The sequence below is a fragment of the Clostridium sp. TW13 genome, from assembly GCF_024345225.1.
In the GTDB taxonomy this organism is placed as follows: Bacteria; Bacillota; Clostridia; order Clostridiales; family Clostridiaceae; genus Inconstantimicrobium; species Inconstantimicrobium mannanitabidum.
In genome coordinates, this window is the sequence record NZ_BROD01000001.1 from 3,709,943 (window position 1) to 3,735,898 (window position 25,956).

The 25,956-nt window shown below is 30.3% G+C and carries 25 protein-coding genes and 1 riboswitch; of the genes, 3 read left to right on the plus strand and 22 right to left on the minus strand.

All coding sequences use genetic code 11. The features are described from left to right. Positions 1–10 precede the first annotated feature (10 nt). The 14 genes from OCU47_RS17115 to OCU47_RS17180 form a co-directional block, all read right to left on the minus strand. Positions 11–949, minus strand: a complete 939-nt coding sequence (locus OCU47_RS17115; protein ID WP_261829809.1) for an ABC transporter ATP-binding protein — start codon at positions 947–949, stop codon at positions 11–13. A 164-nt stretch (positions 950–1,113) separates the two neighbouring features. Then, positions 1,114–1,626, minus strand: coding sequence for a MarR family winged helix-turn-helix transcriptional regulator (locus OCU47_RS17120; protein WP_261829810.1), 513 nt, complete (start codon positions 1,624–1,626; stop codon positions 1,114–1,116). Between the two features lie 99 nt (positions 1,627–1,725). Further along, on the minus strand, positions 1,726–2,616 hold the full coding sequence (locus OCU47_RS17125) for a DUF4261 domain-containing protein (RefSeq protein WP_261829811.1): 891 nt from the start codon (positions 2,614–2,616) through the stop codon (positions 1,726–1,728). A gap of 62 nt (positions 2,617–2,678) precedes the next feature. Further along, entirely contained in the window at positions 2,679–3,149 is a 471-nt protein-coding gene (locus tag OCU47_RS17130) for a GNAT family N-acetyltransferase (protein WP_261829812.1), read from the minus strand. A gap of 368 nt (positions 3,150–3,517) precedes the next feature. Then, positions 3,518–5,230 carry a methyl-accepting chemotaxis protein gene (locus tag OCU47_RS17135; RefSeq protein ID WP_261829813.1) on the minus strand — a complete coding sequence of 571 codons (1,713 nt, stop codon included), beginning with the start codon at positions 5,228–5,230 and terminating at the stop codon, positions 3,518–3,520. A gap of 362 nt (positions 5,231–5,592) precedes the next feature. Then, positions 5,593–6,648 carry a response regulator transcription factor gene (locus tag OCU47_RS17140; RefSeq protein ID WP_261829814.1) on the minus strand — a complete coding sequence of 352 codons (1,056 nt, stop codon included), beginning with the start codon at positions 6,646–6,648 and terminating at the stop codon, positions 5,593–5,595. Beyond that, complete coding sequence (locus OCU47_RS17145) at positions 6,649–9,363, minus strand: PAS domain S-box protein (protein ID WP_261829815.1); 2,715 nt, start codon at positions 9,361–9,363, stop codon at positions 6,649–6,651. Between the two features lie 317 nt (positions 9,364–9,680). Beyond that, positions 9,681–10,583, minus strand: coding sequence for an NAD-dependent epimerase/dehydratase family protein (locus OCU47_RS17150; protein ID WP_261829816.1), 903 nt, complete (start codon positions 10,581–10,583; stop codon positions 9,681–9,683). Between the two features lie 278 nt (positions 10,584–10,861). After that, the gene (locus OCU47_RS17155; protein ID WP_261829817.1) at positions 10,862–11,977 is read right to left on the minus strand and encodes a M20/M25/M40 family metallo-hydrolase; all 1,116 of its coding nucleotides are present in this window, start codon (positions 11,975–11,977) and stop codon (positions 10,862–10,864) included. A 332-nt stretch (positions 11,978–12,309) separates the two neighbouring features. After that, entirely contained in the window at positions 12,310–13,617 is a 1,308-nt protein-coding gene (locus tag OCU47_RS17160; RefSeq protein ID WP_261829818.1) for an HAD hydrolase-like protein, read from the minus strand. A 457-nt stretch (positions 13,618–14,074) separates the two neighbouring features. Beyond that, positions 14,075–15,040, minus strand: a complete 966-nt coding sequence (locus OCU47_RS17165) for a helix-turn-helix transcriptional regulator (RefSeq protein WP_261829819.1) — start codon at positions 15,038–15,040, stop codon at positions 14,075–14,077. A gap of 121 nt (positions 15,041–15,161) precedes the next feature. Further along, the gene (locus OCU47_RS17170; RefSeq protein ID WP_261829820.1) at positions 15,162–15,527 is read right to left on the minus strand and encodes a VOC family protein; all 366 of its coding nucleotides are present in this window, start codon (positions 15,525–15,527) and stop codon (positions 15,162–15,164) included. A gap of 199 nt (positions 15,528–15,726) precedes the next feature. Beyond that, positions 15,727–16,425: an SAM-dependent methyltransferase gene (locus OCU47_RS17175; RefSeq protein ID WP_261829821.1), complete on the minus strand. Its 699-nt coding sequence runs from the start codon at positions 16,423–16,425 to the stop codon at positions 15,727–15,729. 230 nt (positions 16,426–16,655) lie between these two features. Next, on the minus strand, positions 16,656–17,756 hold the full coding sequence (locus tag OCU47_RS17180) for a PQQ-dependent sugar dehydrogenase (protein ID WP_261829822.1): 1,101 nt from the start codon (positions 17,754–17,756) through the stop codon (positions 16,656–16,658). Between the two features lie 199 nt (positions 17,757–17,955). Then, positions 17,956–18,051: riboswitch (guanidine-I (ykkC/yxkD leader) on the plus strand. A 64-nt stretch (positions 18,052–18,115) separates the two neighbouring features. Between OCU47_RS17180 and OCU47_RS17185 the strand changes: the two genes are divergently transcribed. Beyond that, a complete protein-coding gene (locus OCU47_RS17185; protein WP_261829823.1) occupies positions 18,116–18,805 on the plus strand; it encodes a radical SAM protein in 690 nt (229 codons plus the stop codon). Positions 18,806–18,839: 34 nt separating this feature from the next. Then, a complete protein-coding gene (gene sugE / locus OCU47_RS17190) occupies positions 18,840–19,160 on the plus strand; it encodes a quaternary ammonium compound efflux SMR transporter SugE (protein WP_261829824.1) in 321 nt (106 codons plus the stop codon). A 68-nt stretch (positions 19,161–19,228) separates the two neighbouring features. On the opposite strand, the gene OCU47_RS17195 is transcribed toward sugE, so the two are convergent. Then, positions 19,229–19,591, minus strand: coding sequence for a MazG nucleotide pyrophosphohydrolase domain-containing protein (locus OCU47_RS17195; RefSeq protein WP_261829825.1), 363 nt, complete (start codon positions 19,589–19,591; stop codon positions 19,229–19,231). A 204-nt stretch (positions 19,592–19,795) separates the two neighbouring features. Between OCU47_RS17195 and OCU47_RS17200 the strand changes: the two genes are divergently transcribed. Further along, the gene (locus OCU47_RS17200; protein WP_261829826.1) at positions 19,796–20,344 is read left to right on the plus strand and encodes a VanZ family protein; all 549 of its coding nucleotides are present in this window, start codon (positions 19,796–19,798) and stop codon (positions 20,342–20,344) included. A gap of 89 nt (positions 20,345–20,433) precedes the next feature. On the opposite strand, the gene OCU47_RS17205 is transcribed toward OCU47_RS17200, so the two are convergent. The 7 genes from OCU47_RS17205 to hisS form a co-directional block, all read right to left on the minus strand. Further along, entirely contained in the window at positions 20,434–20,874 is a 441-nt protein-coding gene (locus tag OCU47_RS17205) for a GNAT family N-acetyltransferase (protein ID WP_261829827.1), read from the minus strand. 104 nt (positions 20,875–20,978) lie between these two features. Beyond that, a complete protein-coding gene (locus tag OCU47_RS17210) occupies positions 20,979–21,518 on the minus strand; it encodes a GNAT family N-acetyltransferase (protein WP_261829828.1) in 540 nt (179 codons plus the stop codon). 27 nt (positions 21,519–21,545) lie between these two features. Then, positions 21,546–22,112, minus strand: coding sequence for a GNAT family N-acetyltransferase (locus OCU47_RS17215; RefSeq protein WP_261829829.1), 567 nt, complete (start codon positions 22,110–22,112; stop codon positions 21,546–21,548). After that, the gene (locus OCU47_RS17220) at positions 22,109–22,657 is read right to left on the minus strand and encodes a GNAT family N-acetyltransferase (RefSeq protein ID WP_261829830.1); all 549 of its coding nucleotides are present in this window, start codon (positions 22,655–22,657) and stop codon (positions 22,109–22,111) included. Before OCU47_RS17220 ends, OCU47_RS17215 begins: the two co-directional genes overlap by 4 nt. 29 nt (positions 22,658–22,686) lie before the next feature. Next, entirely contained in the window at positions 22,687–23,466 is a 780-nt protein-coding gene (locus OCU47_RS17225; protein WP_261829831.1) for a class I SAM-dependent methyltransferase, read from the minus strand. A 160-nt stretch (positions 23,467–23,626) separates the two neighbouring features. After that, a complete protein-coding gene (locus OCU47_RS17230; protein WP_261829832.1) occupies positions 23,627–23,926 on the minus strand; it encodes a CD3324 family protein in 300 nt (99 codons plus the stop codon). A 401-nt stretch (positions 23,927–24,327) separates the two neighbouring features. Next, positions 24,328–25,626, minus strand: a complete 1,299-nt coding sequence (gene hisS / locus OCU47_RS17235) for a histidine--tRNA ligase (protein ID WP_261829833.1) — start codon at positions 25,624–25,626, stop codon at positions 24,328–24,330. Between the last annotated feature and the right edge of the window lie 330 nt (positions 25,627–25,956).

Sequence of the window (25,956 nt, forward strand, 5' to 3'; positions counted from 1 at the left end):
ACTTTCTCCCCTAATCTCTTAGATTCCTTCCTGTAAGTTCTAAGAATACAGTTTCTAAAGATGCTTCCTTAGCATTCATATTTTGAATCATGCATCCTTTTGCAATAATTTCAGATATAATTCCATTAAGATTATCCTTTGATTTTTCAGCTGTAACCTCAACTACGTTATCAAAAACTTTAACCTTTTTTATTCCATCAACTTTATTAAACATACTATCATCTAATTTATTTATTTTATCTACATGAAAAGAATATTCGACTTCATCATCAAATTTCTCTTTCAATTCTTCCTTTGTACCATTGGCAATAATTTTTCCATCATTCATAATAATAATTTTATCTGAAATTGCCTCTACCTCTTCCATGTAATGGGTGGAATATATGATTGTGGCTCCCTTCTTTTTTAAGATTTTAATTGATTCTAAAATATGATTTCTAGATTGAGGATCAATACCAACCGTTGGTTCATCCATAATAATAAGCTTTGGTTGATGAGCTATGGCACAGGCAATATTTAACCTTCGCTTCATTCCACCTGAAAATGTTTTTGGTTTATCATCTTTTCTTTCATAAAGTCCCACTAACTCTAATGCTTCTTTAACGCAGGCTTCTAACTGCTTTCCACTAAACTTATATAAACTTGCAAAAAATCGAACATTTTTCTCAGCTGAGATTTCTTCGTAAATAGCTAAATCTTGAGGAACAATTCCAATCTCTTGCTTAATAAGCCTTGCATTCTTTTGTAAATCATGTCCTAAAATATTTATTTCACCACCATCAGCAGATAAAATGGTAGATAAAATATTAATGGTTGTACTTTTTCCTGCCCCATTAGGACCTAACAAACCAAGAACTTCACCTTTGTTAACCACAAAGTTTATTCCATTCACTGCTTTCTTACTAGCATAACTTTTTTCCAAGTTTTTAACTGTAACTACATTACTCATTTATATATTCACCTCTTTAATTAGTCAGTATACTGTCTAATTTATAATAACACTGCATTTTTATTTAGTCAATATACTGTCTAAATAAAAATTATAATTTTTTACACTCTGTTTAATAAAAACCTATTTTTAGTTTTAGGCAAAAAATAAGAGTTAGAAAACTCCTATGAATCTTCTAACTCATTTCTATTATCTACAACTCGTTCAAAATCAATTCTATCTTCAAAACCATCATGTTCTTCACCATCAAAATTATATAATCTCCTTAAAAACCCCCATAAGGTTTCTAACTCATCAATTGAAAAACTTTTAAAAAGTTTTTGAATAAAATACATTCCTTTTTCGCCACATTCCATAGTTGCTTGCTTTCCAGCTTCTGTGATTTTAATATTCACTGCACGTTTATCTTTCTTACTCGGTACAGTAACAACATAACCCTTATTCTCCATTATAGTTATTAGTTGTTTTGCACTCTGCTTCGTTGTCCCTAACTTTCTAGCTATATTATTAATCGTTGTTTCCTCTTCAGGTAAATGAACTATTGCTATCATAACCATTAGTTGTCTTGAAGTTAAACTTCCAAAGCATTTATCAGCTTTTACTTGAATCTTATTAGTAAGAGAAAAAAGTGTTCCATAATTTTGCTGCATTAAAAATAGTTCTCTGTCATCGTCCATAAATATCACCTCTAATACATTATTGTTACTGAAAAAGCTTTTCTATATCCATTTCCAAATATTTCAAAGTTTCAGATTTTACAATTCCAGTTTCAATCTTTAATTTCTATTACCAGAAGCAAATCCCTTGCCTGGATTTATATCTATAACTATTCTTTCAGGTCCAGCTAAGGCTACCTCATGTTGACATAACCATTTATCTTCTGGTTTTAATCCCTGTACTGTATGTCCATCTTCAATAATATCCCCTTTTTCATATAAATAATGTGCTGTATTATATAGCATATTACTTACTGCATTAGGATCTAAATTTCTAAAGTGACATTGCAAATCTGGTATTCCTAAGGCTGATAAACCTAAGGTATCCATTAGCATATCACCTTCATCACCATCACTTACATTATAAAATCTCACATTAACTGCTGCATAAAGACAATCTTCTGCTACATTTTTTAGATAATCCTCCTTATGAACAAATTGTTCACTTGGATCCCAATTAACTGCTATACAATCTGTTTCTTCTAACACTGCAATTACTAGATTCTGAAATAAGCTAAGTCTTTCCTTGTATTCAAGTCCAGCTGCCATCATATCTGTTATTACTAACTGATGCCTTGCCTTTATAACAGTTTCTTCAACATCTCTAAACATCCAGCTTTGTTGCAGTGCTCCTTGAAGCTTATCAACGTCATATTCGAACTTTGCCTTTAGTATAACTCCTTGCGATGGCACTTTCTTATCATCTTTATATGTAACCACATGTTCTCTGAAAGCTACTGCCATCATATCTCCATTATTGTCTGCAGTGATAACATCAATCTCTCCGCAACTTTTCTTAAGTCTTGCCAATATATTTTCTAAATTAAGCTTGGGCTCTTCAGTATAAAGCAGCTTCACATTATAAACGGGCATAAATCCATCTTTTATTACTTCCTCTTCCTGTTCTTCTACCTTAACCTCTTCCTTTTTCTTCTTTCCAAATCCAAACATTCCATTCACCCCTAATTTATATATTGTTTTTAAGTTATTCAAAACCCATTATGATAGCTATTCTATAATGTTTTTATGTACCAAACATCACAAGCATAATGCTCTGTTTCAACTAAAGGTTTGTCTAATTGAGTAAATCCATGCTTTTTATAGAATTTATTCGCTGCCACCATATTTTCAAAAGTCTCAAGGTAGCATTGTTTGTAATGTTTCTTTGCAAATTCTAAAGATAAATTTAGTAATTGCTCTGCTATCCCAGCTCCTCTAACTTCTTTTAGAGAATACATCTTTTGCAATTCACATACATCCTTCTTCTTCTCTACTGGCCCTATACCACAACCAGCCACTATCTTGCCATCTTTTTCAACCACCCAATATTTAGACTTCTGATCTTGATAAACTTGATAAAAACATCCCAAATTAGGATCAGTCCATGCACATCCAGGTTTATTAGCACCAAATTCTATTAAACAAGTCCTTATAAGCGACTCAACTTGCTCATTATCTCTTTCTTCTATTTCTCTAATTAACATAAAAAGCCCCCATCTGAATTATATTTAAACTTATTAAAAGATGAAAATTCATGTCAACACTGATTTTGTCTATAAATATTTATATATATTTCTATATTTATATGTTTACAATTTTATTGTTTTATATGTTTATATCTAAATAACCTTATGTTTATCCAGCCCATTTTTTTAATTATATCATATATAATTGTTGGCACTTAAATAATTTATTTAAAAATCCTGATAGTTACTAACCTAGTATTATATCAATATTCACAGCTTTAATTTTTAATACCAATGCCAAATTAATAATATTCTAAACAAAAAAGGAAAATCCTCACACTAGAAGATTTTCCACTTTATCACTATTCAACAAGCTAACATCAAAATTACAATTTAAATTGCTGTACCATATCAGTTAATTTTTGAGCAAGTTCTGCTTGACTTTGAGCAGATTTTGCAACTTCATCAATAGCAAAAGTCACTTCATTGACACTATTTACAATTTCCTCAGAACTTGCAGCTGATTCTTCTGCAGTTGCGGATACACTTTGTATAGCAATGCTTACTTGCTCAATAACATCATTCATTTGTTCAGAAGAAGTCGAAATTTCCTCTGCAATATCATTCATAAATTCAGAATCCTTTTCATAATAAATACCTGTATTTAGAAGGAATTCATAATTTGGTTTTACATCTTTCTCCATGAAATCAAGTACATCTTGACCACTCTTTGAAAGTTCATTAACTGCTGCCTTTACCTCACCAACCATACTCTGAATATTTTCAACTGCTTGTGAGGCTCCCTCTGCAAGTTTTCTTACTTCATCAGCAACTACTGCAAATCCCTTTCCTTGTTCTCCAGCTCTTGCTGCCTCTATTGCAGCATTTAAAGCTAATAAATTCGTCTGTTGTGCTATATTACCAATTGAATCAGCCATAATTTTAACATCTTCTACAACTTTAGCTTTTTCAATTGCATTTAAAATATTGGAACGATTCTGATTATATACATCTGTACCTTCTTTTATATTTTTTGAAGCTTTAACCTTTATATCAAAAGCACGTTGTTTTATATCAATTACAGCTACCTTAGAATCATTTGCTCTATTCGCAAGTTCATTTGTACTAGCACTTATTTCTTCTGTTGATGCGCTAACTTCCTCGGCAGTTGAACTTAAGTCCTGAACTCCTCTAGATATTTGTTCTACTGATTCATTTACAACTTGCATTTTAGATGATACTTCTTCAACAGTTGCAGATAACTCTTCACTTGTTGCACTCATATCACTAGCACCGTTCATTATTTCACTTATCAGAATTTTAATATTATCATTAGATTTATTTAATGCCTTAGCAACATTTCCTATCTCATCATTTGAATCAATATTAATAGTTCTTGTAAGATCTCCATCACCTATAGCTTCAGAAAATGCTAGAATATCTTTTAGTCTCATTGAGATTACAATAGATATAAAGGTACCTAAAATAATTGCTACTATAATAGCTATTACTATTATACTAACCGCAGTAATTGTACTACTATGAAAAATTTCCTCACTGCTATTATAATCATTAGTAGCCATTTTCATAGCTAAATCTCGTTCTTTATCTAATGCCGTAAGCATCTCTTCCCTAATTTTAGAAACCTCAGGATAAATGGCATTAGCTCCATCATAATCTGAAGCTTTTACTTTATCTATAATTTGATTACGAACAGTTCTATAATCACCTAATAATTTTTCAAACTGTGCAAACTGTTCCTTATCAAGTGTAGTAGTAATTGTAGTTTTATACTCTTCAACTAGTTTCTTATCTTTCTCTTGCAATTTGTCTATATCATCAACTAAACTAGAAACTTGACTACTTTTTTTAGGATCTAAAATCTGTAAAATATCTGCTCTAATATTCTGAAGATTAGCATAAATAGTACCTACGTCATTTACACCTATCAAATCTACATTATACAAATTTGAAACATTTGAATTAATCTTTTTCATATTTGATATTCCTATAAACCCAACGCTTCCAATAAATACTATCATTATTACAAAAGCTATTATCAGCTTATATAACATTTTTAAATTATTAAAAAACTTCATTAATATCCCTCCATATTCGCAAAATCTTCTCTTCTTTTTTTGTTTTTCATTCTTTAATCAACTCAATTATCTGTTAATAAAAAGTTAAAATCTCCACATTCCAATTTCAACTACTTCATAGATTATAAAAAATAAATTCTATTACAAATTGCTTTAATTATACATTGCTTTTATTGAAAACTTAATGAAAAAAGTCTATATCTTACCCAGAAAAAATTCAGCTTTTAAAAATAAAAAACAATGTACATTTTATTTCAAATGATACATTGCTTTTATTGAATAACTAGAAAAAGTATTACCTTTCAGAATAAATTACTCTATACATTTATAATTAGACTCCTAAACAAGCTTTCACTTCTTACTTAACTTTTTAATTTTCTATACTCTGTTGGTGACATACCTGAACACTTCTTGAATAGCTTACTAAAATACTCTGGGTCCTTATAACCCAGTTTATCTGCTATTTCATAAGCTCTATCTTCACACTCTCTAAGCATCTTTTTAGCTCTTTCTATTTTAACTTTTATTATGTACTCTAATAGTGACATCCTGGTTTTTTTCTTAAATATTTCACATAGATAATTTTTATTCATATGCATATAAGTTGCTATTGTAGATAATGTGATTTCATTTTCCACATTATTCAAAATAAATATACTTACTTCATTTATTAAACTTCCATAGCTTTTACCTAAATATAGATACATAATTTGCACTTCTAAATCTTTGATACAAGAAATATATATATCCCTTAATTCCTCTAAAGAAGTTGCATTATACAGTTTTAAAGTCTTAATGCAACTTAAATCAGCAAATTTTATAAACCACGGCATATTATTGTTTATTGCTTCCAATACTGCCTGAAAAAACTCTGTGATAAAATGATGCATTCTTATTTTATCAAAATGTTCCAAAACTAATTTATCAAAAATAGAATGAGCTAAATTTTCTACTGTTGTACCACTTTCAAGCAATTCTAATATCTGTGCAACATCTAATAAAGGATTATATTCTTTTAATTTTTTCTCTTCTTCTTTCTTTTCACTGATTAACAATTTAGCTCTATCAAGTAACTGTCTAATATCATTTGAATTTATTGGTTTAACAAGATAATCAAAAGCACCTAATACTAATCCTTTTCTGGCATATTCAAATTCACTATATTCACTTAAAAGTACAACACAAGACGCCAGCTTTTTTTTCATCACTTGCTCAAGTAACTCAACACCATCTACCATAGGCATACGTATATCAGTTATAATTAAATCCACAGTATTAGTTTGAAGTTTTATAAGTGCCTCGTGTCCATTCCTAGCTTCATCTACTATTTCGAAATCTGAAACTACTCCCCATACTTTTAGTCTTTTCAACTGAATCCTAATTATCTCCATATCATCAACTATCATTACCTTATACATTTAATCACCTTTTTCTATAGGTATAGAAAAAAACACCTTAGTACCCTCATTTAACCTACTCATTATCCACGTTTCTCCTCCATGCTTCTGAATTATTTTATGAACTGTAGCTAATCCGATTCCACTTCCTTCATAATCTTCTTTATTATGAAGTCTCTGAAACATAGTAAAAAGCTTCTTCGAGTATTTCATATCAAAACCAACACCATTGTCCTCTACACAAAATATTTGCTCATTAGATTTTTGTAAATACCTAACATTGATAATAGCAACCTTCTTGTTCTTTGTAAATTTCACTGCATTACTTAATATATTATAAACTACACGCCTTATAAGAGTTTTATCTACAGTTACAATTGGCATTACTTCTTCTACATTAAAATCAATATTTCTTTCTACACAGGTTGCTTTTATCTCATTAAATACATTTATAAACATTTCTCTTATATCTACTTTTTCCTTTTGAATATTTTCTTTAGAAGTAGTTGAATATTGTAGTACCCTGTCTATGAGCTCTATCATATCACAACTTACATTAGCAATATTACCGATCATATTCGCAACCTCTTTTTCAAGGCTTTCTTCATAATCTTCAAGAATTATTCTACTATATCCATCAATTGTCCTTAAAGGAGACTTCAAATCATGTGACACTGTATAAGTAAACGCTTCTAATTCTATTAATGTACTTCTAAGCTCTCTAGTGCGTTCTTCTACAAGGTATTCCAGCTCTTTGTTAATCTTTATAAGTTCTTGCTCTGCTTTTTTTCTTTTTGTAATATCCTTAGCAAATACAGCTGTTCCACAAATCTCCTTGTTATGATATATCGGATTAAATACTACTTCCATATATCTTTTATCATTAATGTTGTAATATTCAAAGCTATATTTTCCTTTGCTCATTGCATTATCATAAAGTGATTTCCACTCACTTACAATATCGTCTGGTAAAAGTTCTAGTATGCTCTTTCCATTCCAAATCTCAGAATTATAACTTTGTTTTATATGATTTTTTAATGCTGAATTAAAATTCAAAATGTGATAATTCTTATCTATTGAATATATGTTATCATCAGTACTTTCAAAGACTGCTTCTAAACGCTCTGTCATTTCTCTCTGCTTTGTTTCTAACTGTTTTATCTCAGAGATATCATGAAACATGATCGCTACCTGTTTGTTATTAAGTTTAAAAACATTTAATACTAAATTTCTATTAAATCTTACTGTAAAAGCCTCATATTTTAACGGCTTATCTGTTTTTAATATGTTATGGAACTTTTCCATAGTTAATTTGTTTCCCCCAAAAGATTTTATATATGTATTCCCGATAACGTCCGAAACCTTTAAACCAAGATGTGTCTCAATTGCTTGATTTGCTTTAGTTGCTATTATATCTACAACTTCACCATTTTCATCATATATAAACTCGCTTACGATCATCCCATCAAGCATTTTATCAAAAATAATCTTATATTCTTCTTGAATCTCAGCTTGCTTTCTCTTAGCTTCTACATAATCAGTAATATCCCTTCCAATACAGATGATTTTTTCCGTTCCATCTTCTTCAATAACCAATTTAAAGTTTGCCAGAAGAATACATTCTGTACCATCCTTCTTTCTCCCTTGAAATTCTATATTTTCAATATTCTTTTCATCCAACAACTGTTTTAATATTTGCTTTCTAAACTCTAGTTTTTTATAAATTATTCCTATGTTTTTCCCTATAATCTCATGCTGTTCGTATCCTAATATCTTTTTTACAGAAGGGGATATTTCAACTATTGTTCCATCAATTTTCGTCTCACTATAAAGGTTCATGATATTTTGAAAAATATCATTATATTTTCTCTCGCTTTGTCTAACAAGCTCCTCTGCTTTCTGTTTTCTCTCGAGGTAACGTACTATAACATTTCCTGTAACCATAGAGAACATTGTAAGAATAATGAAATATACTCCATTCCTAGCATCTAAGATTTGAGATATTTCAAATAATTTATTTCTTAAATTTAATAAATATTCTATAAATACTGAAAGAAAACAAAATATTATGCAATTAATCAAAGCTCTTGCTAAAATAGTCCCATTATGTCTTGATTTATTTTCTACATTAAACAAAAATATTTTTTTTGTACTTGGTAGTAATAGAACTGTATCACATCCAATAATAATGAAAAAATCTTGAGCCGTTCTTTTTACCAAAAACGTATTAATATCCCAAGTGTCAACAGTGGTAATAACATCCTTATACAAATAATGTGTATTGTATTTTATTGAGAGTGGAAAGATAAAAAAATACAACACTAAATTTAGTAAACAACAAAGCATCTCAATAAAATAAAGATTATACCAATACACTGTGGACTGTTTTCTTTTCTCTGCTCCATATCCATGCAACCCAAACCAAAAAATAGAACTAAAAAAACTAACAAAACATGCCCACCCCTCATTTCCCCAAAGATAAAAAGGATGAAACACACTTAATCCAATAACTGCACTTAAAAGTCCATATTTTATTCCCCACGCTTGAGTAACAAGCATGGGGAACATTAGGCTCCAAATAAAATCTAAATTAAATTGATTAATTTTTATTCTTAACGAAAAAAAGATCCCAATAAAGCCCAGAATACCAAAACTAAGTGAAACTAATGCTTTATACAAGATCTGATATATTCCATTCTCACTTTGATTCATTTTCTTTCTTAGATTATTTATCATAAAACACCCCAAATTTAATTTTCAATATACTTCAATATACTTATTAGCAACTATCTTATACATACTTATAAAATTACACGTCTTCAAGTTATATTTTAATATATTTCAGTTTTTATTCAATATAATAAAGTTAACATTATAATGATATACAAAAGGTGCAAATCCTATTATGATCCACACCTCTTATTATCTATATTTATTTAGCATTAATCATTTAAAACACACCTAAATCATTAATTCTTTCAATCTATCCATTAAAATAATTGGAGCAATTATTTTAACTTAAGTTTTTATACTTCATCCAAAAAACTAATAAATCAAAAATTTTGCTCAATGAAATTAATATAATCCTTTTTTACAACTTCATTAGAATTATCCTTAAACCATTCATAAGATTCCTTTAATCCCTCAAATAAATCTTTTTGCTTTGGCAATAATTCAGCTTGTCTTGATACATCTAAACTATACTCATAATTATAAAAACTAAAATAATCTCTCTGATTATCATGATTAGTTACATATACTTTTTCTAAAGGCGTTCTTACCACCTTATAGCATAGTTCAACAAATGTATTTATATCTACTAAATTTAAATTTCCAACATTGAATATATGCTCTTTAGGATGTTTTTCTAAAATTTTTTCAATAACCTTACATAAGTCATCTACATGAAAAAACTGCAATTTCATTCTTCCATCGTTAGGAATATAAAATTTTCTGTTTTTTAATGCACATTCAAATACAAATGGTTCTCTATATACATTTTGCATCGGTCCATATAAGTAAGGTGGTCTTAGAATATATGCATTAGGAACTCTTGATAATAAATACTCTTCTGCCTCAATCTTATCTGTTCCATATTTGCCCCATATTGAATTTAAACCAACACTCTGATCTTCAGAAAATGGCTGCATATTTGTTTCTGGATAAACTGCTGACGAACTAATAAATATGTAATCTTTAAATTCTCCCACAGCATCTAGTATATTTTTAATATCCTTTTGATTATATCCACATACATCTATTATGGTATCAAAGGAATATTTCTGTAGACACTCTCCTAAATTGTTCCTATCTGCACATATTAGATTAACGTTCTCTAATTGTTGTTTAGTTCCCCTGTTTAAAACATAAACCTCACAATCTTTCTTTAATTGAAAATATTTTGCTATGTACTTACTAACAAACACAGTGCCACCTGTAACTAATATATTCTTCATAACTTACCCCCTATAAATTATTGTTTACTGTATACTTAACTTCATTAAAAGTTGCTTTTCTTCCCTTATTGTAACATATTTTGTAAGGTCAATATTGCTTATAATATACTATTTCTATTTATAAAAATAGCCTTAGCTAAGTAAAATCAATAGCTAAGGCTACAAGTTCCCGTTACTTATGATACACTCCCCCGTAACAGTTATAACGTAAATTTTTATAAGTAATATTTTCTTCTTGCATTTAAGTAGATTATCCTGAAAATTTTACGACAATGTAATTAAATATGCTTTATTATTTCCACCACCATTCTAGCTGAAGTGATTAAATCTTCTATCTTTATATATTCTTCTAATGTATGTGCGTTTTCCATTCCCACACTTAGGGTAACAGCTTTTACACCATTAGCATTTAATATATTTGCATCACTTCCACCACCTGAAGCAACAACAGTAGGGTCTATATTCATTTTAGAGAAAACTTTCTTTAATGTATTAACTATTTCATCATTCTCATCTATAGAAAAAGCTTCATACATTCTTTGTGTTTCTATTTCTATTTCTGCACCAAAGTCAGCTGCTGCCTGCTCGAAGGTTGCTACCATGTGTTGAGTTTGAGCATCTAGCTTTGAGCTATCTAAACTTCTGGCTTCTGCTAATATTTCTAGTTCTGGCATAACTATATTAGTACCAATTCCACCATTTACAACACCTATATTAGCTGTAGTATTTTCATCTATTCTTAATAACTTCATATTTTCTATAGCTCTAGCTGCAACCATTATTGCACTTATACCCTTTTCTGGACATACACCAGCATGGGATGGTATACCTTTTATTTTTACTTTTATACTATCTTGAGCTGGAGCTTTGACTATTACTTTTCCAGGGGCTCCACCATCATCTAACATGAATGCATAATCTGCCTTTACCTTACTATAGTCTAAGTATTTAGAACCTAATAACCCTATTTCCTCACAAACAGAGAATACTATTTGTATATCGCTATGGTCTATATTATTTTCTTCTATTATTCTTATAGCTTCTAATATAGAAGCTATGCCGCCTTTGTCATCAGAACCTAACACTGTAGTTCCATCACTTTTAATTATACCATTTGCTTCATCTATTACAGGCTTTATTTTCTCGCCAGTTCTAACTGTATCCATATGAGAACCAAACAATACAGTTTTCCCCGGTTTATTTCCCTTCAATGTAGCTATAATATTGCCAGTTTCTCCACCAGCTTTAGCTCCTGCATTATCTATATATACTTCCAAACCTAATTGATTTAATTTCTCTACCAAAACCTTAGCTACAGCACCTTCTTTTAAACTTACACTATAAATTTGTACTAGTTCTACGAATTCATCTATTAATCTTTGCTTATTTACCATACTTGACCCTCCTAAAAATTCCTTATTGTATTTTGCATAGTAATTTCTTCAATTTATGTTAACATGTATAGTGTAAATGGATTTTGTCATATTTAAAAGTGACAGTTTCCTTAAAACTCTAAGGTACAGATTGGGACAAGTATCATGCTTTCATTTACTCCATCACTAGATAATTCAATAAATAAGCCAATTTATTATCAATTGCAAGACAATACTCTACTGCCAATTCATCAATAGCAAGACCCTCACAAAGCTTCTTTCTGATTTGAGCATTCCTTACAATGTTCATTTGAATTTGATTTATAAAATGCCCTTTCCTTAAGCTTTCATCTCTACAAATATCCTGTTGAATTAACATTAGGGCTTTTTATAATTTTAGGGTTCAAATAATCATTATTATCAATAACAATATCACTTAAAACCTTCGGATTATATTTTTCTATATATAATTTTTGTATAGGTATATACTTATTGGTGTACTTTTCAATTACAGCGGCTCCAAGTATACTCAAATCTCTCTTGGCTGCTCTTTTTAATACTTCATCAAAGGAAACATCTATAAATATTCTTAAATCAAAATATTGATTAAGTGGCTCTCTATAGAGCAGTACCCCCTCAAAAAGTACAATAGTGTCTTCATCTATAACATACCTCTTATTATTGATAAACCTATCTGTTTCAAGATTTAGCAGTAAAAGTTCTTTATCTAATTTATTTTCAGTTACAAGAGGTTTCATAATCTCATTCTCAATTTTCGCAATATCAAATGCATTATTGAGATATGAAATAATAGGATTGTTTTCCTTGTTTCTTATCATTGAAGGGTTATGAAAGTCATCTATAGAAATAGTCTGACTTCTAAACCCAATCTTAAATAGGTATCTGACCAGTTCTTTTGTAAATGTTGACTTTCCAGAGGTATCTACACCATTAATGCCTACTATTAATGGTTTATTTTTTTGCTTTATATTCAGAATTTGTCCTGCAACTTCTTTGTAAATTCCATTAATCTTACTAATAATCTTGAAAATATCTGCTGGATTATCTGCAATAAAATCTGAATTTTTATAGTCATCTCCACCATATCCATATGATACACCTATAGATAAGCACCTAGTGGCATCAGCTGCATCAAAGTCTATAACAGTATCTCCAACTACAATGGCACTACAGCTTGCATTTTCATCTAGTATTTGCTTTATAATTTGAAATTTTTTCAATCCCTCAACTCTTGATTTTTTAATTTCAAAATATTCCTCTATGTTAAAATGAGATAATATTTTACTCATATATTCTCTGCTGCCATTAGTGCAAATTCCTAATGTATACCCCTCATTTTTAAGGGTACTTAACATTTCTTTAACACCTTCGTATAACTGTGACGATTTAACAATTAGCTTATCCTCATTAATTTTAAGTTCATTCCTAATACTTTGGATTTCATCTTCACTCAAATTTTCTCCAAATAATTCCCTACATATTGCAGTTGAAGGTTTTCCTATAAGTTTAAGAAGTCTTTCTTTATCAATTCGTTCCATTCCTCTTGACATGCAGGTATCATGCATGGCATCTATAAATACTGTATCCGTTTTAAATAAAGTACCATCTAAATCAAAAATAATAATCTTGTAAGTATACATATTCTTCTCCTAAATATAAATTTATAATTTGTTTATCACTTATGTAGATATGCTCTAATACTTGAATGATATAATACCTGCAATATAAAGTGCAGAATTATACCATGGCAATGTAGCAGTAAGACAAAGCCTATTATATTCCCTTACATAATTAGTATAATTTAACATATCCCATATTTCAATATATCTTTATATGATTACAATTTATGCTTTAAATGCATACAGTTGCCTCATTCCTTACGTTTGTTTTCTGTCTGTAGAATGTAAGATAAACTACCTAGAATGCTGGCTTCTTTATATAATAAACAATATAGAAATGTTTTTTTACATTCGGTCAGTATATGGCAACATGCTAAAATAAATATATATATATTTATATATGCAAGATGGCTTACACTCATTGAGGTCAGCCATCTTGCATTTTCTATTACAAATTGGTCATTTAAGTGGATTTTATTTACTTACGCACTGGTCTGATATACTTAAAAAACCTTTCTGGATCATGATAAAAGTAAATTATTCTACCAGGGGTAGTATCAAAGCAGTAACCGGTGCCTGTAAAATCAAAAGTTGCCATTGCCTTTTCAATCTTTTCCTCCACACTACGATTTTCCTGCTCATAGTCAAATGGCCCATGTTCAAAAACAATATACTCAGCTTCGGGAACATCTATCATAAGCATTTGTGGGGGTACTTCGCCTTTATAATCAACGGGAAGACGTGCACCATAACACTCTGTACGTGGAATACCCCAATCGCAGAGTCTGCCCTCTGGGTCATTAATGTATGCCATAATCTGACCACTTCCACTGTTACATTCACTCCCACCATGGTCATCCAATTTGCCCTTGATACTATCGAGTAATCCTGAAATTGTTTCGCAATCTTGTCCCGGAATAAGACTTTGCTTTTGCCAAAAGTCCCAATAACCATTACTTTCATAGTTTTTAATGTGCAAAAACTTGTGTGCAGGAATGGTCACAAAATAAATTTTAATATCATCTGTAGATTTTATCATACCAATCTCTCCAAATCCTAAAAAGTAGCGGTCGAAAAGGTTTATTTTTGTGCGAAGAACGACAGGACTAGGATTTTTTCGGTATTCACTTGGAGCTACACCATATGTTCTCTTGAAAGCTCTAGTAAAAGCTTCATGTGATGAAAAACCATAATCAAAAGCAATATCCAAAATGCTTTTTTCACTATCCCTCACTTCTTTTAGTGCAAAGGCTAATTTTCTGTTTCCTAGATACTCCCTAAATTGCATACCTGATATTTCTTTAAATTTTCTCGTTGTATAAAATTCGGAATAACCCAGTCTGCGAGAAAGAAATCGTAGTGTTAATGCTTCATCATTGTAATTTTTAATACATTTGTCAATTTCATCAACGATTATCTGAATTTGCTTCTGCCACTCATACATTCGTTTGTTCACCTCATTTCAACTGCCCTACATTTATTATAGGAAAATAGAGAGCTTACTGCTTGATTTTACTTGCTGTTATTACATTATTTCCAAATTACATTTCACATGTTCTAATTCTTTAAGATTTTATTCTGCAAGTAACCTCTATGCAATTTCCTTCGCTGTCCTTAAATTCTAAAACCTCATTGCATCTAATAGTTGTTAATGGAAAGACTATTGGACAATTTAATTCATATAATCTTTTTTGAATTGAATCTATATCATTAACCTCTAGACTTGGTAAGCAATTATTCCCCCAAGACTTCTCTTCCTTCATCTTTTCGTGAGCAAACAAGCCATATCTAAAACCATTAATATCAAAAACACTATATATTTCATCTCTTTCAGTAACTTCTTGTCCTAATAATCTTTCATAAAATTTTATTGCTCGATTCATGTCCTTTACACACACATATAATGACTGTATTTTAAAGTTTAAGTTCATAATAACACTCCTAAACAAATTAGATAGATAAACTTTATCTATCTCTTTGTTGAAATGATAACATACTTAATTGAACAACTATATGTCATATTATAGTCATGTTGAAAAGTACAAAAAAGAAAACCCCCATCATCTGAGGATTTTCTAATTCATCAAATACTTCTACTATTTATTGTTAATATAAACACTTATGCTATTATTACTTCTTAGTAGCAGTCATGGCTATAAGTGTAAGATAATTTTCTGAATCTGCATCATGTAAATCATAATCAGCAGTTGACCTCCAGATTTCCTTACCATCTTCAATAGTTTCAGCATAGTTTACATCAACTATACCTGTCTTCTGCCACAAATCTTTCCACCACTTTGCACTATGGAAACAGTACATGTCTGCCTCCCAATATGCCTTCATAGCTTCTGGTAAGCCATCACTAAACTCTCTTGTAAGACCTGGACTAACAATTCCAAATTGTCCACCTTGCTTAACTAACTTAGAATAATAGTTAGGTAGATATATCTCATCTGTACCAAAATAATGATATGCATCAATACTTATTGCTGCATCAAAATAATTTTCTGCATAAGGTAATGCATGAGCTTCTGCATGAATTGGGAATACCTTATCCTCTACCCCCATTTCAACAAAACGATGATAATTATCAGTAGGGCTTATCCATAAATCATTTGCAAATACAGTTACACCAAACTCTTTAGCAAGAAATATTGATGTAAGTCCCATACCACATCCCATATCTAACACACGCATACCTGGCTTTAAATCCATCTTTTCGCAAAGAATCTCAATCAGCCACATAGCATTAGGTCCAAGCATTTTATTATCTTCAAAAAACTTTCCATATTTATTGTAATATTCTTCACAGCATTCAAATTTTCTCATTATTTATAATCTCCTTTGATATGTTATTCTTTTTAACTCAAGTTACCGTGGTAAAAGAACAACACGCAAAGTGATAATATATTTATATAGTATCTAAGGCGTGTTATTCAAAAACCACCTTTAATACACTGCTCTTTTTAAACATCATAAAAACACTTCCTTTCAATTTCATTACCATAATTATACTTATCATAATTTATATTGTCAAATTATTGCAATCAATACTTACTTTATTTTGGAATGAGCTGAATAACTTTATCATCAGATATATCAGGATTTCCTCTGCCATCCCTATTGCTTGTTGTTAAGTAAATTGAACCATCTTTTGCTTCAATTGCCTCACGTAATCGTCCATACTGATTTTTAAGCCAAGACTCTACATTTTTCACTCCTACCCCATTTTCATTAAAGGATATAGATAGTAATTGCTGTCCTCGCAAATTTGCAACAAGTAATTTTCCTTCCCATGGACCTTTACTCACAAAGGTAATACCTGATGGTGCCCAAGTATCTTCGCCACTGTGTATTAATGGTTTTTGTACTGTAATCTCAGTGGAACTATCACTTCCTTGAACAATTGGCCATCCATAATTTGCTCCTGGTTGTATTATGTTTATCTCATCATGTGCTGATTGTCCATGCTCAGATTCATACAAAACATCTTTTGAATTCCATGCTAACCCCTCTGGATTTCTATGACCTAAGCTATAAACAGGTGAATTAATAATTGGGTTATCTTTAGGAATTCTCCCATCCAATTCTATTCTCAATATCTTTCCTGCTTTACTTGCAGGATCTTGTGCCAGCTGTGGATTCCCTGAATCCCCTGTTGTTATATACAATCTCTTATCTGGTCCTATCTTAATCCTTCCACCATTATGAATTGATCCACATGGAATTCTATCTATAAGAATCCTGTCAATAGATGCTGTATTATTGTTTTCAATTAATCTGACAACACGATTATAAAGTTTATTCCCTTCTGAATATGAATGCATAGCATACATATAATGATTTTGTGAATAATTTGGATCTAAAACAATTCCCATCAACCCACCTTCTCCTTGACTTATAAAAGGTGCATTAAATGTAATTAAGGGCTGTGACAACAACTTACCATTTTCAATGATTCTAATAGTTCCAGACCTCTCTGTAACATATAATTTCCCCTCATCACTTATTGCAATAGCCCAAGGTACATACAAGTTTTCAGCTATAACTTTAACTTCATAAGGAAATTGCCTTGATGTGATTGATCTTTCTTTAACATTAACTACGTCACTATTATCAAATGTCATATTAACAAGAAAATTATAAACCATTCTATTCATACAGTTATCCTCCAAATTTAAATAAACATATAATTCAATAAAAAACTTCAGCTTTTAATTCAATTTAATTAGTTTTCTATTGCCATCTTATTCATTTATGAGAATAACCGTTCCTATTAAAAACTTAGTTATAATAAAGTTGATTTAGGCTATATATTATGATAAAATTCACTTATGTTTATAAACCATAATAAAATATAGTTTAGTTTTCTAGGGTTCCGCAATTTATCGTTGGCAGGTCCGAGAGAAAGCGCACAGTTTACTGTGTACACGGAAGGATAAAAGCCTGGGAGATATTTTAATAATATTTCCCTAGGCTTTTTTTATTTTTAATTTTTTTAATCAAGGAGGATATAGTAATGAGTAATTTTAGTTACAAAGATATTTATATTGAAGATGGTAAAAGGGTATTGGAAGTAAATATACTTCCTGAAAAGCATTGTAATTTTGACTGCATATTCTGCCCTATTGGAAGGTCTTATAACAAAGTGGATACACAGCGGTCATTTGATGAAATGGATAATTCACTAAAGGAACTTGAAGATATGATAGAAAATCATAAACCAGAATTAGTTTATATCAATTCAAAAGGTGAAGCCCTTGTAAATAGTAAAATTAGTGATATTTTAGCTCTAATAAAAAGTAAAGGGGTACCTGTAAGGTTATTATCCAACGGCTATTTATTGGGTAGAGATGAATATGCACAAATAGCTGCTAAGTGTGATGAAGTCATTGGAGAGATAAAAGCAATTTCTGAAGAAGACTTTCAAAAAATCCAAAGACCAATTGAAGGATATACACTTAAAGAATATATTTCAAATATGATTTTATTTAATAAAAAATATGAAGGTAAATTTATTTTAGAAGTAACAATTATTAAAGGCTACAACGATACAGATGAATCTGTTAATAAGATAAAAAATGTTATTAGTGAATTGTCTCCAGACAAGGTAATTGTAGAAAGAATAAATGATGAAAGATTTAAGAAAAAACTTGGAATATCTGATGAAAGAATGGATGAAATTTCAAAAGCACTGCTAGATATGTAACTAAACAGATTCATAGCTATAAGGAGTGAAACTTATGACATGGTTTTTTTTAATTTTAGCAGGTTTTTCTGAAGTAGGTTGGGCTGTAGGATTGAAGTACTCCCAAGGATTCACAAGACTTCTGCCAAGTATATTTACAATAGCAGGTATGATAACAAGTTTTTATTTTTTATCATTAGCATTAAAGAATCTTCCGCTAGGCACAGCTTATGCGATTTGGACTGGAATTGGTACGGTTGGTACAGTGATTTTAGGAATAATATTATTCAAAGAACCTTTTGATATAATTAGATTAATTTGTATAGGATTTATAGTAGTTGGCATAGTTGGATTGAAGCTTGTATCTGCTCGCTAATTAGTCTATATAATACATTAAAAGGCTATTGCACTAAAATTAGTACATAGCCTTTTAAATTGCAAAAATTATTTCAATTCCTTATATTGCTTTTCATAGTCCCTCTTCATGTTTGTTTCCATCTTTTTAAGATATTCGTTAGAAAATTCTTCTGCACTTATGTGGTATCTATTTAAAACATCCATAAAATACATCACAACATCCCCAAGCTCCTCAACAAATCTTTCCCTTACTACAGGGTCTTCCATAATATTTTCTTCACCCTTCTTCTTTACTATTGCAATGACCTCTCCTATCTCTTCAATCATATAAAGAATGGAGTTTCTCCCGTAGGCAGGCTCCATAGGTGACCATGTGTCCTTATGTAACTCCCATAAATCCTTTGATAACTTTAACATGTCTGAAATCTTTAAATCTGTATCTTTTTCCACTTTATTTCCCCCTTAATACTTATATCTTTTATCTTATATATTGAACATCTACATTTCCTACTATTGTACAACTTTTTACATTCTTTTCACAGTATCATAAATATATGCCATATAATAAAAACCTTCTATCTTTTATATTGAAATAATTGTATAATATGTATATAATTAAACATTATAGTTGTACAGTAAAAGGAGATTGCTAATATGTTAACAAACTATGTTAGAGAGGGAATTGGTTTTGTTATAAAAAGTGTACCTATATCTTTTATTATTTTTATGTTTATAACTTGTATAAAATGGCTTATAAAAAGGAAGATTGAATTTAAACCTGCTATTATGCTCTGTGAGTTTGCATGGATTCTTAATGTTTATACAATATTAAGGATTACAGGAATCATCGGTATGGAGTTTAGATTTACAGAAGTGTTAAATGGTCACATTCATTATAGTCTTAAGCCCTTTGAAGATGGCTTATCAGCTGCCATGTTATTAAACTTACTTCTCTTGGCTCCATTTGGTTTTTTCACACCAATAATATTTAAAAAAATAAAGAGCAAGTGGTTACTTAATCTTTTAATTGCATTGATATTCTCTGGAAGCATTGAGTTTCTTCAAATGTTTTCTGGCAGATATGCACAAATTGATGATGTTCTTATGAATACCTTAGGTTCTTTATTAGGTTATATAGTATATGTTTTATTATCAAAACTAAAATCACACCATAAATCACAAGAATCTTCTATTCAGGTATAATCAAAAAATTTCTATATCAATCTCATATGTCTACAAATAATCTTTTAATAAAAAAACACGAGTGTGGATTTTGTCCACACTCTAATAAATTATATATCCTTCCCCATCATAGCCATACCGTCCCACTCACTGTAATTATTATTCAGATAAAACTCGCTTGTTTTATTTCCTTTAGAAGTAAATAGATATATTGTTGTAATTCCTATTTTCTTTAGGGCTCTCTCCAATTCAGCTATCAATCTGCTGCCTATTCCCATTCCTTGCATTTCATTAGACACAAAGAACTCTCTTAAATTATAATGTATGCCATCATAAAATTGTTCATAGTTGCCAAAGACTGCTGCCTTCACCTTTCCAGCTTCAACATAAGCTAACCCTTCAAAATTAGGTGCAATATACATATCATTCAATCTTCTACGTGCAGTTTCTACTGTCCAATTATCATTCCATGGTGCTGCGTTAAACACATTTATATAAAGGTCTGTACATTCAATTATTTGTTCCTCAGTTATTTTAATAATTTCACTCATAAATACCCCTTTAAAAACATAATTTTCTTAAATATTATTAGTTTAATTTAACATATTTATGTCTGTCCTACAAGTATTTACAAGTTATTAATTGATTTTAAGTGCTAGCACTTAAAATCATTCCAGTTTAGAGGAGTAACTTTTCCACTTTGCCAATCTTCCTTAGTAATTCCATAGCCAATTGCATCATAGGGTATCCCATCTTGACCTACCCAAGCCTTTCTGTGGTGTGCTTCTTTAACAAAACCACACTTGTGGAATACACATCTCATCGCATAATTATCTTGTCTTGTATTAGCTTCTATTCTATCTTTATCAGAATAATTATTAAATACATATGCAACAAGCCAATTAACAGCTATTGTTCCAATTCCCATACCTTTGCATTTACTTAAAATTCTTATATCAAATAATGGATCACCATCTTCTAAATCATATACTCTTAATGTCCCTACTTTTATGTCATCCTCTGAAATAATCCAAAATGTTTTACAGTCATCACCAGTATAATAATTATTTTCATAACTTGCTCTAATTCTTTCTGGCTTCGGATTTGGTGTTCCATAAAACTCCCAAGTATCTGATGTTAGAAACTCAACTAGAGTATCTATTTCGTTTTTAAATTCTTGAAAATGTACTTTCATTACTTCACTTGCTCCCCCATAACACTTTTAATTTTTCCTAATTATCCTCTTCACAATAAATTCTTCTCTTAAAATATCCATCAATATTGCACTTCTGTAGCAATTTTGCGGGTCTAACCAGCAATCTCGCTTCAGGCCTATTCTCTTAAACCCAACCTTCTCATAAAGATGCTGTGCTCTTACATTTTCCAATAGAGTGTCTAACTCTATACGGTGCAGATTATAGGTCTTAAACAGGTAATTTAAGAATGTATTCAAAGCATCATATCCGTACCCCATGCCTTGCTTGTCTAAAACACAAATTTTTATTCCTATATCACAAGATTTATTTTTTAAATCCAAATTTCCAAATGATACTTCACCTATTGGCATATCTGTTGAATTTTCTATTACAATAAATCTCCTTCTGCTTCTATTTTTATCTTTATCTTCAACTTCTTTAGCTATATTCGCTGAAAGCTTGTCTGCACTTGTATTAAGTCCATTATTAAAGCCTACATGCTTCATCAACTCTCCATTGTTATACCATTTGCATAAAATTTCAGCATCAGATATTTGTACTGGTCTAAAAGATATCTTATTCCCTTTAATCATACTATCAACTCACTCCTGCATTTTTCCATAACTATAAACCTGAAATTCTCATCCTCAATGTATTCACCACACTGCTTAAAATCAAGCTTATCAAACAATTTCAAGGCTGGTTCATTGGTTTCACCAGTTTCAATATATATTCTATCAATATCCATATTCTCAAATATATATTTTATAACTAATTTTAGTGCAGTATATGCAACTCCTCTTCTCCAGTATCTCTTGTCTCCTATAATTATCCCCATCTCACCTTGCTTTTTAGCCTTATCTATACCAAATAAATTAACAAAGCCTATAAAATCACCTGTATTATTTGTAATAATAAAATACTTGTACTTTCTTTCCTCAATAACTTCGTTCATTACTTCCTTATCAAATGTATTACAATAATCCCTACATTCAGCCAATAACTCCTTACTGGTGTGAGGAAGTGGTCTTGGATCATGTAAATTTATTTCTCTATCTATCCTACAAATAAACAGATTAATAGCATCTTCACTGCAAATATCTCTAATTATGATCTTCTCATCTTTATAATAAATCATCGAATCCCTCCAAACATAATAGTTAAATTCTATATACACTTTTTAAGTTTAAAAACTGTATATACTGGAGTATTTATATACCCTAAATATCTGTCCAAATTACAAGTCTTCCATTCTTCTGGTGGTAATGGTTCTACTAATTCTTCAATTACTATTCCTGATTTAACAATAGCATTTATATAGTCTGCCATAGTATGATGATAACTATATGAAAGACTATCCTCAATGTTATCATTGTATTCAATCCAAGGCTGTATATAGGCCCTTAAGCTTTTATCTAAATATCTAATTGTCCAATCCTCATCCTTTGGAAAGCTTACAGCATCTTTTATTACTGGATAGCATGCTGAATAAACAGGATTGATTACAGATAAAATACATGTACCTTCCTTAGCTAGAATCCTATAAATATCTCTCATTACTCTATTCAAATTTTCTATATAATGTAGAGTAGTTGATGAGAAAATAAAATCAAAACTATTATCTTGAATTTCAGACATATCTTCTATATTTTTGTGCAAAAATTGTACAATAGATCCTCTTTCATTTTTAATTTCCTTACCTATTTTGATCATTGCTTCTGACATATCTAAGCCAACAATTTGCTTTGGTTGAAACTCTTCAAAAAGAAAACTAAACCTTCCAGTTCCGCACCCCAAATCAATTATTCTCTTATCTTTAAGATTTGGAAGCATAGTTTTTATTGCCATCCACTCAATTTTATTACTATATGAATCTTCACCTGCAGTAAAATCTTCATATGCCTGAGCCATATCATTCCAATCTTTCTCTATATCCACATTATTCATCAATCTATCCCCTTACTATTTCTTATTTCTTTAAATTGAAGGTCCCACAATTTCCTTAACTTTAATCACTTTCTTAATCCCTCATATCATGTTTGCCTTAAAAATAAAAAAACTGTGGCTATACCTTGATAGTACCACAGTTTTTGCCAATTATTCAATTTCATAAACATTTATGTAGAGTTCTTGAGAAAAGTTCTTTTTCTTTGCTTATAACTCTACGTATACTCTGCTCTGAGAGAAAATATTCTTTTGCCAATTCTGCAATCTTCATTCCTTCTATATATTTAATATAGATCTCATTATTGCGCATTTTAAGGCTTTCTTTTGTACCGCTATTTTCTCCCCAAGCTTTGTGATTTTCCTCTTTTCTAGGAATGTATATATATCCACCATCAACATACTGTTGAATTATTTTCACTATGTGTTCTGGCAGAACATTTTGTGCTTTAATATAATCCATAATATTTGCTCCTCCCTAATATTTCTTTAGGTTGAGACATCTAAAAATAAACACCCAGTCCAAATACACTAGTATATAAACCTCTGTACTTTCAGATGCCTAAAAGCAAAAACCACAATTATATTTCTTTAGAGCAAAATTATTAAATCCCTTTTATGATGGATATGCTCTATCATAATATCAGTTATTTAAAAATTTAGCTCCAAACGAATTATTCTAAATATATTTTCTTGTGGTCTTCGCTTGGAGCATCTGCGTGTCTTCATTGGCCAAAGTTGATCCATAACAAACTCTCCTTTCTCTTAAAATTTTGAATACAGTCTTTCCCAAATATGATTAAATTATATAATATTCTATATGCCTTTGTATAGTGTTGCTATATACACTTCTCTAATATAATCTTATATTTTATCAGCATTTAATATATAATCATCTCCATTTATCATATCTTTAACCTTTATTACGCCTGTTGCAACTTCATCTTCACCCACAATAATAACCTTAGGTATGCCTAATTTATTTGCGTAACTTAATTTTTTCTTTAACTTATCGTTATCTTCTAAATAAATTTCTACACCTTTACCACTGCTTAACAACTTCTTATAGAGTTCTCCGCAAAACTCCAAGGTATCCCCAATTGGTATAATTAAATACTCCACTGAACTTTCAACTACATATTTATCTATAAAACCAATTTCTTTTAGAACAAAGAACAACCTGGTAAGCCCAATAGATATCCCAACTCCAGGTAAGACTTTATCTGTATAATTTTGCGCTAGGCTATCATATCTGCCACCTGAGCAAATAGAGCCATAAACTTCATTGCCTAACAAAAAGGTTTCAAACACTGTTCCTGTGTAATAATCTAATCCTCTTATAATCTTTAAGTTTACAACATATTCATCTTCCCCTACCCCTAAAATTGTTAGCATACTTAATACTTGCTTAAGTTCCTCAATTCCTGTTTTCAGTTCTTGTGAGTTTATCCTTAGCTCTTCTAATTTAGCTATCATCTCATCACCATTTCCTTGCATGTTAATTACCTTATTTATAACACTGCTCTTCTCTGCTCCAACTGTTTCAATTAATTGCTCAGCAAATGAAGTTTCACCAATCTTGTCATACTTATCAATTAAAGTCATAACTTCAGTAGTTTCAATTATCTCTAATTCTTTTAATATTGCAGCTAATATTTTTCTATTACTTATCTGAAATTTATAATTTTCTAGGCCTATCGCCTTAAATGCTTTGGATGCCATACTTATTACCAACGCATCATTATTTATGCTTAACTTTTCATTGCCTATAACATCTATATCGCATTGATAAAGCTCTCTATATCTTCCCCTTTGATTTCTTTCCCCTCTATATACTTTTCCTATTTGATATCTTTTAAATGGGAAGGTCAGCTCATTAAAATATTGAGCTACAAATCTTGCCACTGGCACTGTTAAGTCAAACCTTAAGGACAAATCATTGCTTCCCTTATTAAATCTATATACTTGCTTTTCAGTTTCTCCTGCTGATTTTGCAAGTAGCACTTCTGATTTTTCTATTATTGGTGTATCCATTGGCAGAAATCCACTTTCTTCATAAACCTTTGTGATTTTTCTTACTATGTCATTAAAAGCTTGCTGATCTCTTGGTAGTAATTCCATAAACCCTGGTAGTATACTTGGTTTTATTTTATTGTTTTTCATATATATCTCTCCTCATATAATATTTTAAATGCAAAAAAACCATGTAGGCGTATCTCCTACATGGCTCAACAAATTATGAATGCATTTAATTCATCATCACCAGCAGATACAAGCCTACAAACATAGACTTGCATCTGCTTTTTACAGACCAAGTCTTGCTAGTGATGATGATGTATAAAGTTTATTAGTTTTATATTAAATGCGTTCATAATACCTCTCCTTATTTAGACCTCTAAAAACAAATAGGCTTATATGCTAGTCTATTTTCAGATGCCCTATCAAAATTAAATTGTAATCATTATATAGTATTAACAATTTATTTGCAATACT

Excerpts from the sequence above, each read along its gene's own strand:
- OCU47_RS17115 (WP_261829809.1), bottom strand. The coding sequence starts at position 949 with ATGAGTAATGTAGTTACAGTTAAAAACTTGGAAAAAAGTTATGCTAGT.
- OCU47_RS17120 (WP_261829810.1), bottom strand. The coding sequence starts at position 1,626 with ATGGACGATGACAGAGAACTATTTTTAATGCAGCAAAATTATGGAACA.
- OCU47_RS17125 (WP_261829811.1), bottom strand. The coding sequence starts at position 2,616 with ATGTTTGGATTTGGAAAGAAGAAAAAGGAAGAGGTTAAGGTAGAAGAA.
- OCU47_RS17130 (WP_261829812.1), bottom strand. The coding sequence starts at position 3,149 with ATGTTAATTAGAGAAATAGAAGAAAGAGATAATGAGCAAGTTGAGTCG.
- OCU47_RS17135 (WP_261829813.1), bottom strand. The coding sequence starts at position 5,230 with ATGAAGTTTTTTAATAATTTAAAAATGTTATATAAGCTGATAATAGCT.
- OCU47_RS17140 (WP_261829814.1), bottom strand. The coding sequence starts at position 6,648 with ATGTATAAGGTAATGATAGTTGATGATATGGAGATAATTAGGATTCAG.
- OCU47_RS17145 (WP_261829815.1), bottom strand. The coding sequence starts at position 9,363 with ATGATAAATAATCTAAGAAAGAAAATGAATCAAAGTGAGAATGGAATA.
- OCU47_RS17150 (WP_261829816.1), bottom strand. The coding sequence starts at position 10,583 with ATGAAGAATATATTAGTTACAGGTGGCACTGTGTTTGTTAGTAAGTAC.
- OCU47_RS17155 (WP_261829817.1), bottom strand. The coding sequence starts at position 11,977 with ATGGTAAATAAGCAAAGATTAATAGATGAATTCGTAGAACTAGTACAA.
- OCU47_RS17160 (WP_261829818.1), bottom strand. The coding sequence starts at position 13,617 with ATGTATACTTACAAGATTATTATTTTTGATTTAGATGGTACTTTATTT.
- OCU47_RS17165 (WP_261829819.1), bottom strand. The coding sequence starts at position 15,040 with ATGTATGAGTGGCAGAAGCAAATTCAGATAATCGTTGATGAAATTGAC.
- OCU47_RS17170 (WP_261829820.1), bottom strand. The coding sequence starts at position 15,527 with ATGAACTTAAACTTTAAAATACAGTCATTATATGTGTGTGTAAAGGAC.
- OCU47_RS17175 (WP_261829821.1), bottom strand. The coding sequence starts at position 16,425 with ATGAGAAAATTTGAATGCTGTGAAGAATATTACAATAAATATGGAAAG.
- OCU47_RS17180 (WP_261829822.1), bottom strand. The coding sequence starts at position 17,756 with ATGAATAGAATGGTTTATAATTTTCTTGTTAATATGACATTTGATAAT.
- OCU47_RS17185 (WP_261829823.1), top strand. The coding sequence starts at position 18,116 with ATGAGTAATTTTAGTTACAAAGATATTTATATTGAAGATGGTAAAAGG.
- sugE (WP_261829824.1), top strand. The coding sequence starts at position 18,840 with ATGACATGGTTTTTTTTAATTTTAGCAGGTTTTTCTGAAGTAGGTTGG.
- OCU47_RS17200 (WP_261829826.1), top strand. The coding sequence starts at position 19,796 with ATGTTAACAAACTATGTTAGAGAGGGAATTGGTTTTGTTATAAAAAGT.
- OCU47_RS17205 (WP_261829827.1), bottom strand. The coding sequence starts at position 20,874 with ATGAGTGAAATTATTAAAATAACTGAGGAACAAATAATTGAATGTACA.
- OCU47_RS17210 (WP_261829828.1), bottom strand. The coding sequence starts at position 21,518 with ATGAAAGTACATTTTCAAGAATTTAAAAACGAAATAGATACTCTAGTT.
- OCU47_RS17215 (WP_261829829.1), bottom strand. The coding sequence starts at position 22,112 with ATGATTAAAGGGAATAAGATATCTTTTAGACCAGTACAAATATCTGAT.
- OCU47_RS17220 (WP_261829830.1), bottom strand. The coding sequence starts at position 22,657 with ATGATTTATTATAAAGATGAGAAGATCATAATTAGAGATATTTGCAGT.
- OCU47_RS17225 (WP_261829831.1), bottom strand. The coding sequence starts at position 23,466 with ATGAATAATGTGGATATAGAGAAAGATTGGAATGATATGGCTCAGGCA.
- OCU47_RS17230 (WP_261829832.1), bottom strand. The coding sequence starts at position 23,926 with ATGGATTATATTAAAGCACAAAATGTTCTGCCAGAACACATAGTGAAA.
- hisS (WP_261829833.1), bottom strand. The coding sequence starts at position 25,626 with ATGAAAAACAATAAAATAAAACCAAGTATACTACCAGGGTTTATGGAA.